Source organism: Burkholderia thailandensis E264, from assembly GCF_000012365.1.
GTDB classification, from domain to species: Bacteria; Pseudomonadota; Gammaproteobacteria; order Burkholderiales; family Burkholderiaceae; genus Burkholderia; species Burkholderia thailandensis.
Window position 1 is genome coordinate 718,364 of sequence record NC_007651.1, and the last position, 15,216, is coordinate 733,579.

At 68.3% G+C, this 15,216-nt stretch carries 9 protein-coding genes and 1 pseudogene; 5 read left to right on the plus strand and 5 right to left on the minus strand.

Features of this window, described 5'->3' with window-relative positions:
• Positions 1–36: 36 nt before the first annotated feature.
• Positions 37–735: a phosphoribosyltransferase gene (locus tag BTH_RS15385; protein WP_009892831.1), complete on the plus strand. Its 699-nt coding sequence runs from the start codon at positions 37–39 to the stop codon at positions 733–735.
• 54 nt (positions 736–789) lie between these two features.
• On the opposite strand, the gene BTH_RS15390 is transcribed toward BTH_RS15385, so the two are convergent.
• Together BTH_RS15390 and tssF are read right to left on the minus strand one after the other, a co-directional pair.
• Positions 790–3,882, minus strand: a complete 3,093-nt coding sequence (locus BTH_RS15390; RefSeq protein WP_009892830.1) for a transglycosylase domain-containing protein — start codon at positions 3,880–3,882, stop codon at positions 790–792.
• Positions 3,883–4,458: 576 nt separating this feature from the next.
• Positions 4,459–6,273 carry a type VI secretion system baseplate subunit TssF gene (gene tssF, locus BTH_RS15395; protein ID WP_025369591.1) on the minus strand — a complete coding sequence of 605 codons (1,815 nt, stop codon included), beginning with the start codon at positions 6,271–6,273 and terminating at the stop codon, positions 4,459–4,461.
• 982 nt (positions 6,274–7,255) lie between these two features.
• Here tssF and BTH_RS15400 point away from each other — a divergent pair.
• The 3 genes from BTH_RS15400 to BTH_RS15410 all read left to right on the plus strand — a co-directional run bounded on the left by BTH_RS15400 (position 7,256) and on the right by BTH_RS15410 (position 10,898).
• On the plus strand, positions 7,256–9,649 hold the full coding sequence (locus BTH_RS15400; protein WP_011401821.1) for a penicillin acylase family protein: 2,394 nt from the start codon (positions 7,256–7,258) through the stop codon (positions 9,647–9,649).
• Positions 9,646–9,852: a hypothetical protein gene (locus tag BTH_RS33635; protein WP_144411080.1), complete on the plus strand. Its 207-nt coding sequence runs from the start codon at positions 9,646–9,648 to the stop codon at positions 9,850–9,852. The genes BTH_RS15400 and BTH_RS33635 overlap by 4 nt, the downstream gene beginning before the upstream one ends.
• Before the next feature lie 71 nt (positions 9,853–9,923).
• Positions 9,924–10,898 carry a LysR family transcriptional regulator gene (locus BTH_RS15410; RefSeq protein ID WP_009892817.1) on the plus strand — a complete coding sequence of 325 codons (975 nt, stop codon included), beginning with the start codon at positions 9,924–9,926 and terminating at the stop codon, positions 10,896–10,898.
• Between the two features lie 116 nt (positions 10,899–11,014).
• Here BTH_RS15410 and atsR read toward each other — a convergent pair whose 3' ends face one another.
• The 3 genes from atsR to BTH_RS15425 are packed head-to-tail and all read right to left on the minus strand — an operon-like array spanning position 11,015 to position 14,220.
• Positions 11,015–12,823, minus strand: a complete 1,809-nt coding sequence (atsR, locus tag BTH_RS15415) for a hybrid sensor histidine kinase/response regulator AtsR (RefSeq protein ID WP_011401822.1) — start codon at positions 12,821–12,823, stop codon at positions 11,015–11,017.
• Complete coding sequence (locus tag BTH_RS15420) at positions 12,820–13,320, minus strand: molybdopterin-dependent oxidoreductase (protein ID WP_009908504.1); 501 nt, start codon at positions 13,318–13,320, stop codon at positions 12,820–12,822. Before BTH_RS15420 ends, atsR begins: the two co-directional genes overlap by 4 nt.
• A 24-nt stretch (positions 13,321–13,344) precedes the next feature.
• Complete coding sequence (locus BTH_RS15425; protein ID WP_009892813.1) at positions 13,345–14,220, minus strand: helix-turn-helix domain-containing protein; 876 nt, start codon at positions 14,218–14,220, stop codon at positions 13,345–13,347.
• Positions 14,221–14,608: 388 nt separating this feature from the next.
• Here BTH_RS15425 and BTH_RS34800 point away from each other — a divergent pair.
• Positions 14,609–15,185 (plus strand): annotated as a pseudogene (locus tag BTH_RS34800) (sel1 repeat family protein).
• The last annotated feature ends 31 nt before the right edge of the window (positions 15,186–15,216 follow it).

The following is a 15,216-nucleotide window of genomic DNA, read 5'->3' on the forward strand; positions in this document are numbered from 1 at the left end:
CGAGACCGTTGTCCGCGCCGCGGCGAAGGAGGCGTGATGGACGATTATTTTCGCGATCGCGTTGATGCGGGCAGGCAACTCGCCGCGCATCTCGCCGATTATGCGCACCGCGACGACGTCGTCGTGCTCGCGCTGCCGCGCGGCGGCGTGCCGGTCGCGTTCGAAGTCGCGAAGGCGCTGCGCGCGCCGCTCGACGTGCTGATCGTCAGGAAGCTCGGCGCGCCCGGCAATCCGGAACTCGCGATGGGCGCGATCGCGGCGGGCGGCATCGTGCTGCTCGAGCAATCGGTGCTGCACGCGATGCGCGTGACCGACCGCGAGCTGGCCGACACGATCGAGCGCGAGCGCGGCGAGCTCGCCCGGCGCGAAGCCGCGTATCGCGACGGCCGCGCACCGCCCGCGGTCGAAGGGCGCACCGTGATCGTCGTCGACGACGGCATCGCGACGGGCTCGACGATGCTCGCCGCGCTCGAGGCGGTGCGTGCGCGCAAGCCGGCGAAGCTCGTCGCGGCGGTGCCCGTCGCGTCGCCGAGCAGCGCGCAGAAGGTGAAGGCGGCGGCGGACGCGATCGTCTGCGTGATGCGGCCGGATTGGCTGATGGGCATCGGCCAGTTCTATCGCAACTTCGATCAGACGAGCGACGACGAGGTGTGCGCGCTGCTCGAGCGCGCGCGCGAGTGGGCGCAGGCGGGCGGAAAGAACGCGCCGCCGGCGCAAGCCGGGGCCGAGGATTGAAGACGGGGCGATCGAGGGCGGCGATCGGCGCGGCGCGCGCCCGCGCCGGAACGCTCAACCGTTGGCGGCCGCCTGCGCGCTCGCGCCGTTCGTGTCCGTGTTCGCGCCCGGCGCGCCGGGCGCGATCATCAACGGCTGCAGCGCCGGCGCGAGCGACTTCAGCAACTGCACCGCCATCGCGCTCGTGAAGTCGTAGCGGGCGGCGTACGGCTCGTGCGCGTAGGCGGTCAGCACGCCGAAGAACCGGTCGCCGAGCGAGAACGCGAACGTCGCGCTGCGGTTGACCTTGCGCGATTCGATGAGGCGCGCGCCGCGCGCGTACACGTTGAAGCGCTGGTCGCCCGTGCCGGTCTTGCCGTACACGGGCAGCGTCGTGCCGTCCGGGAACGTCATGCCCTGCGCGAGGCGGCGGCCCGTGCCTTTCTGCACGACGTCGCCGAGCAGCACGTGCACCTGGTTCGCGATCTCCGGCGACAGCAGCGGTTGCGGCTGCACGGCCGCGCGAACGAAGCGCGTTTCGTACGGCGTGCCGTGCGCGAAATCGAGCGACGAGATCCGCTCGTTGGGCACCTTCGCGCCGCCGTTGGCGATCAGGCCGACGAGCTTGGCGAGTGCGTCCGGCTGATCGCCCGACGCGCCGATCGCCGCCGCGTACGACGGCGTCAGGTGCTCGAACGGATAGCCGAGCGCACGCCACGACGCGCCGATCGCGTCGTACGCGCGCAGTTCGACCATGTGCCTGATGCGGCGGTCCTGCGTTGCGTGATAGCGCGTCTTGAAGAGCCACGAATACGACGCGATGCGCGCGTCGCGGCTTGCTTTCTGCACGTCGTCGAGCGATGCGTCCGGATGCTTGCGCAAATACGCGAGCGTCCACAGCGCAAGCGGGTGCACGCCCGCGATGTAGCCGCGGTCGTTCAGGTTGAAGCGCTCGATCGCGTACTTCGTGTAGAGCTTGTCGAGCGCGTCGTCCGACAGCTTCGCGGCGGCCGGCGTGCCGCGCAGCGTCGCGCGCATTTTCGCGTCGAACCATGCGCGCGGCTGCTCGGGCGCGACGCTGCGCAGCACCGTCGCGACGCGCGGCGGCGATTTGCGCACGTTGCCGAGCATCGCGGCGAGCGCGTCGTCGCCGGGCTTGCCCGCGTATTGCGTGTAGAAGCGCTTCACGTACACGCGGCTCTCGGAATCGACGAAGCGCAGCAGATAGCGTTGCCGCAGCGCGGGATCGTCGAGCCACGACGAAGACGGCCCGCTCGTGCGGATCATCTCGTAATGGACGATGTCGCGCATCAGCCGCACGAACACGAGGTTCACCGAGTTCTGGAACGCGACGTGCACGGTCAGGATTTTGCCGTTGTCCGATTTGTCGAAGTTCGTGAAGCTTTGCGCGCCGCCGCCCGTGTAGAACGTCTCCCCGGGGCTCGCGGAATACTTGCGCTCCACGGCCGCGGCGAGCATCGGCTGCAGCGAGCGGTCCCGCGTGTGCGCGAGATAGTCGAGCGCCCAGCGCGTGAGCGCGTCGGTCGGATCGGGCTTCACCCGCGCGAGCTCGGCCGCGCTCAGGTTCGCGTAGCGCGCGTGCAATTCGGAGACGATCTGCAGATACGTGACGATCGTGCGCAGCTTCGCGGTCGAGCCGAGGTTCAGGCGCGCGCCCTGGTTGATGTCGAACGGCTGGTCGACGCTGTCGGTCTGCACGCGCAGCAGGTTCGCGCCGTCGCGGCGTTCGTACAGCGTGAAGCTGTACTGGATCTTCGACGGATCGTCGCCCGAGCGCAGCATCTCGAAGCCGTAGAGGCCCGCTTCGCGCGCGCCGTCGGGCGTCGCCGCGCGCGCGAGGCCCGCCGCGACCGCCTGCTGCACCTTGTTGTTCAGCGTGTCGGTCGCGCGCAGGTCGAGCCGGTCGAGCTGATAGACGTTGTCGATGCCGAGCGCGGCGAGCAGGTGCGAGCGCGAGGACGTCACCGCCTTGCGCGCGACGAACGAGCGCGCGTCGGCGGCGGCGGGCGCCGGGCTGCGCTCGATGTGCGCGGCAAGCGCCGCGTCGCGCAGCGCCGGCGTGATCACGCCGCCCGTCGCGAGCAGGCGCAGGTAGCTGTCGGTGAGGCGCAGCAGCATCGGGTAGCCGCGATTCAGGAAGAACGACGGCGCGCGCTGCGCGATCATCAGCGACAGCACCTGCCGGAACGCGACGCCCTGCGCGGCGACGTTCTCGGGCGTCGTCGGCGCGGCGAGCAGGCGGTTCACTTCGTCGAAGTCGCGCCCGTACCACGCGGTCAGGCCGTCGCCGATGCCGGTGACTTCGCCCACGCGCGCGCGCGCGGCGAGCGGCACCGAGTTCAGGTAATGGACGACGATCTCGCGGCGCGCGGCCATCGTCTGCGGACCGTTCAGATACGCGCGCACCGATGCCGACGCGATCTGCCGGAGCTTCTCGGGCGGCGTCGCGGTGCGGCCGTCGGGCGAGTGACGGAATTTCTCGAGCTGCGTCGCGAGCGTGCTGCCGCCGGGCGTCGCCTGGTGGCGGTTCACATAGCGCAGCCCCTGATCGACGAGCGCGCGGCTGAAACGGCCCCAGTCGATCGCCGGATTGCGGTTCGGCTGGTTCGGGTCGAGCAGGTAGCGATCCTCGATGAAGAGGAGCGACTGCACGACGAGCGGCGGGATCGTCTCGAAGCCGCCGTATGCGTGATGCGGATAGCGGACGTCGAAGAGCGGCGAGCCGCTCGAATCGACGATCGACAGGCCGGCCTGGTCCTTTTCGTCATACGGCAGGAACAGGTGCTCGTCGGCGAGCGATAGCATCCGGTCGGACACGCGCGCCTGCGACTCGACGACGAAGCCGCGCGACAGCAGCCGCGCCTGGAAGGACGGCAGCAACGCATAGCCGAGACGCAGGTCGTACGGGCCGCTGTCGGGGAAGCGGATGCGCGTGCTCGCGCCTTCGTCGACGCTGTAGCCGACGTCGCGCGTCAGTTCAGACAAGAAGCGCGCCTGCAGCCGGGAGGTTTCGATTTCGATCTGGACGAGGCGCGCGACGATCGCAAGCGCGATCACGACGATCACGATCAGCGACCATTTGAATCCCTTCCAGAACGATTGCGTCCCGGTCGGGCGAAAGGGAATCCGAATCAGCGGCCGATTCATGACGGCGTCTCCCGGCGGGCCGCGGCACGCGCCGCGACCATTTCGATAAGTTTAGTACCGAATCGCGCAAGTCACTGTACGGGTTGACTCTGAAAAACCACAGTCGAAAACCGCGGTTGCTGGAAACGTTTCCGTTCTCGCGCGATTCGCGGCGCGCCGGGCGGCCGAGCCCGGGAGAGGCGCGCGCGATTCGGCGATTCGGACGGCCGGGCGCGATGTGGCGCCGTTTGTGCGGCTGGTTTGCTCGGGGGGAGGCTGTCACGGCGGCTGCCGTTCGCCTGGTTTTTCCCGGCGCGTCGCGCGGGCGCGCGATGACGCGCGTGCCGCATCTGCGACGTTCGCGTTCGGACGGGCGCACGCTCGCGCGGCCGTGTGATCGCGCTCGGGACCGCTGCGATCCGGCGGCGTGCGTCGCCGGCGCCGATTGCCGCAGCCGGGGTATCCCGAATCCGCGGATCTGCGGCGGCTAGGCGCTTGCGGCCGCTGGCGGCGTGAACTCGTCGCCGACGATTCAGGCGATCGCATGCCGCGCCGCCGGCGAGCATCTCGCGCGCATCCGGCTCGCGGGCCGCGACGCTACACGAGCTGCGCGATCGCGCTGCGCGGCTCGCATCGATGCAGCTCGCGGCCCGTGTCGCGCGCATACGCGACGAGCTGGATGAAACCGTTCGGCGGCGCATGCAGCGCGAAGAAGCCGTCCATCACGTCGATGAACGCCTTCAGGCTGCACGTGGCGAAAGCGGCTTCGTTCAGCGTCAGCGCGACTTCGATGCCGCGCACGAACGTCGGCATCGGCTTCACGGCCATCCACCGCACGGCGACCTTGTGATCGAGATTCGCGATCGCGTCGATTTGCGGCATCGCGCTCGACGAGCGCGTCGCGTACTGGACAAGCAGCGCCTTCAGCGCGCCGAGCCCAGACGGCTGCAGCAGCAGCGCGTGCGGCGTCATCGCCGCGATCATGCGCCACAGCGCGCCGTGGTCGCGCGCAAACCGGCGGGTTTGCGTCGGCTTGCGCAGCATCGTGATGCGGCCCGGCAGATTGTCCGTCTCGTTGAGCAGATCGCCGTCGGCGTCGCCGATCGGCAATGTCTGCGGATAGTCGCCGTTCGTGCAGCTCAGCTCGACGTTCAACTGATCGGCGCGCGGCCGCACGGGCGCGCCGCCGGCATCGACGAGCCTGAGTGCCGCCGGCTGCGCGCCGTGCGCGAAGCGGTCGCGCTCCGCGAGCCAGTAGACGGGTTCCTTGCGGCCGTGCTGCCCGTGCAGCATCGAGCGGTACGGCGTCACGTCGACGTTCGCGCGCGGCTCGCCTTCGCGCGCGATGCGCACCGCGTCGATCGAGCGCACCTCGATGCCGTTCGATTTCAGCGCCTGCGGCACGACGGGGTACGCGGCCGCGGCGTCGCGCAGCGAGATCGGCATCGCGTCCTGGCTGAACAGATTGACGATGGGCGTGCAGAACAGGCGCAGGTTCGACGCGGCGAGCGTGCCGAGCGCCCGCGCTTGCTGCGAATCCGGCGCGACGCCGACCACGGGCAAGTGCAGCGACAGGCGCCGGCACGGGCCCGCCGCGCGCGCGATGCGCGCGACGTCGATGTCGACGAAATCGAATTTCGCCGGGAATGCGAAGTATTCCATCAGCAGCCGGAACGGCGGCGCGCCGTGCGGGGGATCGAGCAACGCGTCCTCGGCGGCGAATCCGACGGGCGCGAGCGGCGCCTTCGACAGCGGCTTCCAGCGCCCGTCGCCGTCGAGCTCGATGAACGCGGCAGGCGCGCGCATCGCCAGCGTGTCGGCGAGCGCGGCGACGAGCGGCGCGTCGCCGTGCAGATGCGCGCGCAGGCCGCGCGCGCGCAGCGCCGCGAGCGTCGGCTTCGCGGTCAGCGCATCGAACGTGATCGACACGATGCCCGTCGACGACGGCGGCATCCGCGCGGCGGGCGGCGCGGCCGACGCCGGGCGAAAGCGCGCGTCGACGATCGACACGGGCGCGAGCGCGACGTCGTATGCGGTGCGGAACCGATTCGCGCCGATGCGGCTTTCCAGCATGGTGCCGCGCCCGATCGTCACGCCCTCCGTCAACTGGCTGAACAGCGAAGCCGCGTCGAACTGCGCGATCGAGCATGCGGGAAACGGGCGCAGATAGTCGGGACACGCGGTTTCGACGAGCGCCTCGGTGAACTCCGGATACTCGTCGTCGAGCGCCTCGCCGATCTGCGCGCCGAGGAGCGCGAACGACTGGAGCATGCGCTCGACGTGCATGTCGTCGGTCTGCCCATCGGCGATGCCGAAGCGCGTCGCGATCTTCGGATGGCGGATCGCGAATTCGCGCATCGAGTGCCGCAGCATCGCGATCTCGCGTTCGTAGTAGGGAAGGAGGTCGTTCATCGGAAAGAGACGGTCCCGGGGAAGCCGGTTGGCGCGGTCGTGCGGCGCGCGGTCATCCGCGCTTCGCGTGCGCGCCGCGGCGGGCGGCATCGCGCGGGCGACGGTTCGCGGCGGCATGTCCGGCATTCGGTCGGCGTCGGCATGAGGTTGCGTCGTTCATCTTGCGTGCGGGGCGGCGGAATCGCCGCCGAGATAATCGGCCGCGCGCCGATACAAAATGCGAACGGCGCGCATCGTATCGAAGCATCGCGGCCCGTCGAACGAGAAAATCGTCACCGTCATGATCGAGATTCGTACCGAATGGCCGTGCTATTGCCGCTTCGCGCCCGAACCGGCATGCGCTTCGCGCGCTTCATTAAACCAGGGTGGGCGTGCGGCGAGGACGAATATTCCGCGTCATCGTGCAACCGCATGACATGAAAGGGATTTTTTCACGTCCGAAACCAGGCGTCGCGGCGATTGCGGGGGCGTCGCCGTCGGGCCCGGATTCATGTCCGGCGATTTTCGACGCAACCGCGAATTATCGCAACCGTTTGTTATTCCGCCCGTATCGACGCGCGCGGGCGTCGACCATCGAATTGAATATCCGGCGGGGCCGGCCGAATATCGGCGGATTTTCGCGCGCGTACGGGAACGGATGCGAATGTTGAATGCCGATATGCGCGACAGGCGACAGGCGACAGGCGACAGGCGACAGGCGACAGGCGACAGGCGCGGACGCCCGCGCGCCTGCCGGCGAATGCGGGCGCACGCGCGATCGGGCGCGCGGTCAACGCAGGCGACGCCTTGACGGACGCGCCGCCGCTGCCGAATATTCGGGGGCGGGTCGCGCAGACGATACGCGAGGCGATCTCGCGGTTCGAAACGGCCGATGCCCACGAGCCGAGCGGCGCGCGCCGCCGCACCTGCCGGCGGATCGCCGCACGCCGCCAGTAGGCCGGACGGCGGCGCGCCGGCCCAACCTCACGGATTCGCGCACACCATGGCTTCGACCCGGAACCGCATGCGGCGCTCTCTGAAGATCCTGTCGGCCCTGACTCTGCTCGGTCTGCTGATCGCGATCGCCGGCGCCGCCGCGTACCTGCGCGCGAGCCTGCCGCAGCTCGACGGCGACGTTCGCGCGCCCATGCTCGGCGCGCCGATGACGGCCGAGCGCGATGCGCTCGGCGTGCCGACGATCACCGCGCGCGACCGGTTCGACGCCGCTTACGGGATCGGCTATCTGCATGCGCAGGACCGGTTCTTCCAGATGGACATGCTGCGCCGAAGCGGCGCGGGCGAGTTGTCGGAGCTGTTCGGGCCGGTCGCGCTCGACGTCGATCGAGACCATCGCCTGTACCGTTTTCGCGCGCTCGCGGCCGCCGTCGTCGCGCATCTGCCGCCCGACGATCTGCTCGTGCTGCAGCGCTACGCGCAGGGCGTGAACGACGGGCTCGCCGCGCTGCGCGCGCGGCCGTTCGAATACGCGCTGCTGCGCATGCGGCCGCGGCGCTGGCAGCCCGAGGATTCGCTGCTCGTGATCTGGGCGATGTACTTCGACCTGCAAGGCAAGCTCGCGTCGCGCGCGTTCGCGCGGCGCTGGCTGCAAGCGCATTCGACGCCCGGGCAGCTGGCGTTTCTGCTGCCGCCGTCGAGCCGCTTCGATGCGCCGCTCGATGCGCCTGGCATCGCCGCGCCCGGCGCGCCGGTGAGCGCGACCGCGCCGGCCTGGCTGCGCGACGCGCGGCCCGCGGCGCCGATCGACAGCGTGTCGATCGACGCGCAATCGTCGGTTGGCAGCAACAACTGGGCGCTCGCGGGCAACCGCACGGCGAGCGGTGCGGCGATCGTCGGCAACGACATGCATCTGTCGCTCGGCTTGCCGAACATCTGGTATCGCGCGATGTTCAAGCTCGGCGGCGGCGGCGCGGGGCCGGCCGTGCGTGTCGTCGGGATGACGCTGCCCGGCTTGCCCGTCGTCGTCGTCGGCAGCAATGGGCGCATCGCGTGGGGTTTCACGAACGGCTATGCGGATTGCCTCGAACTGCTGCCGCTCGAGCGCGACGCCCGCGATCCGAACCGCTTCAAGCTCGGTGGCGCATGGCAGACCGCGCGCGCGACCGTCGAGACGATACGCGTGCACGGCGCGGCGCCCGTCGCGCTGACCGTGCTCGACACGACGGCGGGCCCGGTGCTCGACATCGGCGGCAAGGTCTATGCGTCGCACTGGATCGCGCAGGCGAGCGGCGCGGCGAATCTCTCCTTCGCGAAGATGATCGATGCGACGGGCGTCGGCGACGCGCTCGGCGTCGCCGCGGCGGCGGGCCTGCCCGCGCAGAACATCGTGATCGGCGATAGCGCGGGGCGCATCGGCTGGACGGTCGCGGGCGCGCTGCCCGATCGGCGCAAGCGCGTCGAGGCCGACGCGCCCGGCAAAGGCGCGCCGTCGTGGCAGGCGGAGTTGCCGCCCGACGCGCATCCGCGCATCGTCGATCCCGCCGGCGGCCAGTTGTGGAGCGCGAACAACCGGCAGCTCGCGGGCGACGCATACCGGCTGATCGGCGACGGCGGCGCGGATCTCGGCGCACGCGCGCGCCAGTTGCGCGACGGCCTGACGGCGCTCGGGCGCACCGACGAGCGCGCTGCGTACGGGCTCGATCTCGACGATCGCGCGCTGTTCATGTCGCTCTGGCGCGATCGGGCGCTGCGCGTGCTCGACGAAGCGGCGCTCGCCGGCCATCCGGCGCGCGCGGAGTTCCGCCGGCTGCTCGCGAGCGGCTGGACGGGGCGGGCGAGCGTCGACTCGGTCGGCTACACGCTCGTGCGCGGCTATCTGTACCGGCTCTACGACGTGCTGTTCGGCAGCCTCGACGCGCGCCTGAAGCAGCAACGGCACGACGCCGATTACGCATTGGCGAATTCGCGCTGGCCCGCCGTGATCGCGCGGCTGCTCGACGAGCAGCCGGCCGCGTGGCTGCCCGCGGACGCCGCGAGCTGGCGCGACGTGCAGCTCGCGGCGATCGACCGGACGATCGAGGCGCTGACCGCCGATGGCGCATCGCTCGCCGACGCAACCTGGGGCGAGCGCAACACGCTGCGGATCGCGCATCCGTTCGCGCGCAGCGTGCCGTTTGTCGGACGCTGGCTGTCCGCGCCGGCCGATCAGGTGCCGGGCGACGCGAACATGCCGCGCGTCGCCGCGCCGAAGTTCGGGCAATCGGAGCGGATCGTCGTGGCGCCGGGGCGCGAGGCGCAAGGCCGCTTCAACATGCCCGGCGGACAGAGCGGGCATCCGCTCAGCCCGTTCTTCCTCGCGGGGCATCGCGCATGGGTGAAGGGCGAGCCGCTGCCGCTGCTGCCGGGGCCGACCGAGCACACATTGCGATTCGTGCGTTGATTCGAGATGCGAACGGTCGGCGCGTGCGCGCGGGCGATTTCGATAATGTCGGCATCGGCATCGGCATCGGCATCGGCATCGGCATCGGCATCGGCATCGGCGTCGGCATCGGCATCGGCATCGGTGCCCGGTGCCCGGTGCCCGGCGCGCGGCGCGCGGCGCGCGGCGCGCGCAACGCCGGACTATTCGGCGAAAGCGAATAGTCGCGAAGCGGCTTGAATCCGGGTACTCGCGTGCTTTATTCTGTCCTGTTGGCGATTCGAAGGGGGACGGCATGGACCGCATTCAGGCAATGGAAGTCTTCACCCGCGTGGTGGAGGCGAACAGCTTCACGCGGGCCGCGGAGACGCTCGGGATGCCGCGCGCGTCGGTGACGACGATCATCCAGAATCTCGAGGCGCTGCTCGGCGCGCGCCTGATGCACCGGACCACGCGCCGGCTGTCTCTGACGCCGGAGGGCGCCGCGTACTACGAGCACTGCATCAAGATCATCACCGAGATCGCGGAGACGGACGCGAGCTTTCAGGTCGGCAAGCGCAAGCCGAGCGGCGCGCTGCGCGTGCACATGCCGAGCTCGCTCGGCCGGCGGCTCGTGATTCCCGCGCTGCCGATCTTCCGCCAGCGCTACCCGGACGTCGTGCTCGATCTGGGGCTGTCCGATCGCCCCGTCGATCCGGTCGAAGAGGGGATCGACTGCATGATCCGCATCGGGCCGCTCGAGGATTCCTCGATGGTCGCGCGGCGCATCGGGATGCTCAAGCGCGTCACCTGCGCGTCGCCCGACTACCTGAAGCGCTTCGGCGAACCCATGGAGATCGCGGAACTGGCCGCGCATCATGCGGTGAATTTTCGCGCGAGCCACGGTTCGCGGCCGGTGCCTTGGGTGTTCGTGATCGACGGCAAGCCGGTCGAGGTCAGGATGGAGGGCGGCGTGACCGTCAATGATTCGGATGCCTACGTGACATGCGGCGTCGAGGGTTTCGGGATGATCCAGCCGACGCTCTTCATGGTGCTGCCGCACCTGCTCGACGGCACGCTGAAAGAGGTGCTGCCGGGCTTGAATCCGAAGCCGAAGCCGATCTCGATCGTTTATCCGAACAACCGGCACCTGTCCGCGAAGGTCCGCGTGTTCGCAGACTGGATCGCCGAGCTGTTCGATTCGACGCCCGCGCTCGAAGGCGGCGAAGACTGGCGCGGCGGCGTCGCGGCGCGCGAGAAGCCGGCGCGGCGCGGGCAGGTCGCGGCATAGCGGCGCGGGGCAGGCGGGCGGCGGACGCGTGCGGCACGCGTCGCCGCGGGCGTGTCGAACGCGTGTCGAATCGGGTAACGCCGCCCGACGCCCGACGGCGGGCGCGGCCCCGCTTCTCAGCTGCGCAGCCGGCTCACGATGCCGTTGAGCGTATCCAGGTGAATCGGCTTGGGGACGAATGCATCGAAGACCGCGTGATCGCCCTTGAGCATCGCCGATTCGTACGCGCTCACGCCGAGTATCGTCGTCTTCTTCGCCGCGTCGGGCGATGTCGCCCAGCGAATCTGCTCGGCCACCTCGAAGCCGCTGATGTCGGGCAATTCCAGATCGAGCACGACGATGTCGTGCTGGCATTCGCCGAAGCACCGCAGGCCTTCCTTGCCGGTGCCGCGCAGGTCCGCCCGGATGCCGAGCGCCGTCAGCATCGCGCCCAACGTCTCGCGCGCGTTCTCGTTGTCGTCGACGACGAGGGCGTGCAGATCGCGATGCGTCGTTTGCAATGACGGCGGCGCGTCGTCGTCGGGCGCGTCGGCGCTGCCGGGCAGTTCGACCGGCAGCGTGACGACGAATTCGCTGCCCTCGCCGACGACGCTGCGAACATCGACGTGCCCGCGCAGCGCGACGACGAGCTCCTGGACGACCGCGAGCCCCATTCCGATGCCGTCGACGTGACGAACGCCGGGATCGTTCACGCGAAAGAACGGCTCGAAGATCTTCGACAGCAGATTCTTCGCGATGCCGACGCCGGTGTCGCGCACCGCGATTTGCATCGTTCGATTGCTGGGCGTGCCGGCCAGCTCCGCCGAGATCGCGATCGTCCCACTGTTCGTGTATTTGATCGAGTTTTCGACGAGGTTGGACGCGATCTGCTGGATCAGCTTGCGATCCGATTTGACGACGAGATCGGGCGGCTCGACGCGCAGCGACGCGTTCAAATGCTTGTCGCGGATCCTGCCGCGCAACGGATCGAGGACGTCGGCGAGCAGCGGCGCAATCTCGACGGGGTCCGACTGAACCGATCGGTTCGTCGACCGGAGCTTGATGTAGTCGGTCAGGTCCTTCACCTGCGCTTCGAGCGACGCGGCCGAGTTCTGCAGGCGCTTGATCGTCTTCATGTTCGCGTCGGACTGGGGCCGCGCGAGCAACACCTCGATCGAGCCGCAGATCGCCTGCAACGGCGTGCGCAGCTCGTGGCTGACCATGCCGAGGAACGCGTTCTTCGCGGCGATCATCTCGAATGCGCGATCGGACGCCTTGCGTTGCGCGTCGAGCGCCGCCTGCTGCTGCTCGAGCAGACTGCCGCGCGTGCGTATCGTGTAGAACAGCAGCAGAAACAGCGCGCCGAGAATGACGCCGAGCACGCCGCCCAGCATGACGATCGCGCGCCGCTTTTCCTTCAGTTGATGAAACGTGAAGTCGCGCTGTTCCATCTCGATCGCGCGAAAGTAATTCGCGAGCGCGTTCACCTTGGGCCAGTGCCGGGCGACGTCCTCCAGCACGCGCCTCGAGTCGCCCGCGCGCGCGCCCAGCGCCGGAACGTCGCGGCGCAGGGTCGCCATGAAGCGGGACAGCTCGGCGATGTCGTCACGGGCCTTCGGAATGCTCAGCCAGTACGCCGAGACTTCGGACGGCCGCTCGAGGAAGCCGAACGACGCTTCGAGGCTGTCGAGCTGAAGCAGCACGTTGTCGAAGTCGCGGTCCTGGCGGGTCGCGTAGAGAATCAGTTGCCGCTCGAACCGGCTGAACGAGTTCCGGTATTGCGCGGCAGTCCAGAACACGCCCTCGCGCGGGCCTTCCAGAATGCCTTCCTTGACGGACGTGCCGAGCAGGTCGAACAGCAGGAACGCCCAAGCGGCGAAGCCCAGAATCCACAAGGACCCCAGGGCGACGATGATCTTCTCGTTTCGCCATTTGACCCGGCTCATTTCACCGTGAGTCCGATGATCTGCCATGCGAATTTCGCTTCGCTGATCGGCGTCTTCAGCTCATCGGGGAACTGGTCGCGCGGATACATGATCCACAGCGGCCCGTAGTTGTTGTTGTCGAGCACCTTGCCGTTCATCGTCCGCGCGAGGATCACGCCGTACTTGTCGGCGTCGGAGACGGGAATCGTGAACGTGTATTCGTCGATGCAATGAAACTCGATTTGCGTGCCGGTCGCGCCGACAGTCTTCAGGATGTCGCTCAGGCGCGGGCCGGTGAACGTCGCCTTCGGCGTCCAGCTCGTGGAGGTCGTGATCGAATGTTGCGGCAACGCCATCAGCGCCTGTTCGGAGAAGACGTACGTGCGGCGCCCTGTCTGGTTGGTCTGCGTGATGTTGCCGTCGACGGTGAACTTGAACGGGGCCGCGTAAGACGAGAGCGCGACGCCGAGCAGCAGCGCCAGCATCAGGCTCTTCATCCAGTTCGTCGAAATTCGCATGGTTTGTCCTCGCAACGTGATGGTTCAACTCGCCTGCGCATTGGGCGGATACGCGATCTTCAGCGCGCGCGCGACCTCGGCGAACAGGATCGGCAGTCTGACCGGCTTCTCCTCGCAGCGGGCATTGAAGCTCGACACGATGTCCGCGATCTCGTCTTCGCTCGCCTCGCCGGTCGAGATCTTGCCGGTCAGCAGAAAGATCGGCGCATCGGCATTTTCGCTCGCGCGGATGCCGCGCACGAGATGGGCGGCGGTTTCCGCGCCGAGCATCCAGTCGAGAATGTAGCCGTCGAAGTCCTCGACCTCCAGTGCTTTGCGAAACGAAGCGCTGTCGTAATACGCGATCGCGGCGACGCCCTTTTCGGCGAAGTATTCGCAGATCGTTTCGGCGACGTCGGGCGAATCGTCGACCACCGCGATCCGCACTTCGTACGCGCTGCTTTCGCTCGAGCGCAACTCGATCACGTCGACCGGATAAGCGCGGCCCTCGGGCGCGTGTTTCTTCTCGTAGACGACCCAGCTGTCCTGCCACTGGTGCGCGACGAAATCCGAATCCGCCTGGCTGCTCGCCTTTGTCGAGATCGCCGCGCGGCAGCGGAAGCGCCGCGTCTCGATGACGAGCGTCGCGTCGCGCATGTCGACGGCCGGATTCGGCGGGACGCCCTTGTCGTCGAGCAGGATCGCGGGCGGTACGCCGAAGTACGACGCGATGTCCTGAAGCTGCGACAGATTCCATGGAATCTGTCCTTTCATCTTGCGCGTGACGACCGAGAAACTCAGGCCGAGGATGTTGGCGATCGTCGTGTTGTGACTGCGCGGCGCAATGCCCGTCCGAGTGAGGAGATCCCGGACTCTGGTGGCGGTGATCAAATCGGCGTTGGCCGAATCGGGCTGAGTCATCTCGGTGCGCTCCTCGGTGGTTTTGGGTGGAAGAATAACAAATGTGACGCGATATGCAAATTTGTTTCGTATGGATTGGCTTGACATGCCAATTTTCTGCATTATTATGACGTTTCGCGTCACCATTGTTCGATGCGTCATGTCCGATGACGCCCGATGCATGGCGATGCCGGCTGCCGATGCGAAACAAGAAACGGGGCATCGGGCCGAACGATTCGACAAAGGGAACCTGAGAGAGGCTGGGCGGCATCAGCGCCCGATGACGGCGGCGTCGTGCCTGCCGCGTGAGGCGGAGTGGCTTGGCGCGGATTCGAGCGATTTCAATTGCGGTGCGGAAATGACTCGAGGTCGCGCCGAAAAGCGCTGCCGTTTGTGCGTATCGTTGCTGTTGCTGTTGCTGTTGCTGTTGCTGTTGCTGGCCGCTTGTGCGCAGAATCCGCCGACGAGCGACGTGGTCGCGGATCGGCGGCGGTCACGGTTGTTCCGGTCGGCCTGAAAATCAGGTGTCCTATGAGCTGAAGAACGACGATGTCGATCAGGAAGGGCTGCGGATCGCGGCGCGGAAGGAGCGTGCGAAGACGGAGCGCGAAGGCGGCTTGCGGCCTGGGTCTGCGCCATTTCCGCGGCGACGGCGTGACGCAAGACGGCTGTCAGGCGTCCGCGCGGATGCGCGCGGCGGCCGAACACGGCAACCTGCGGGTGCAGAACGCGCTTGGCGCCTTCTATCTGATCGGCTTCGAAGAGAAAGGCTCTGGCGCGCGCGAGGGCGACAGGTGGCGGTCGAGCGCGGCGGGGCGCGGCGACATGGAATCCAAGAAACTGCTCAAGCAGGCCCCGCGCGGACAAGCGCGGATGAAGATGATTACAGATGACGCACGCCAAGGCGTGACGTTTAGTCCGGCTACTGGCATCCGGGCTATCCGTACCTCGGTGTCCGGCGACAGCCGGACTGGTATTGGTATTGATCGGGTGCCGGCGTTAGCGGGGCGATCGCAG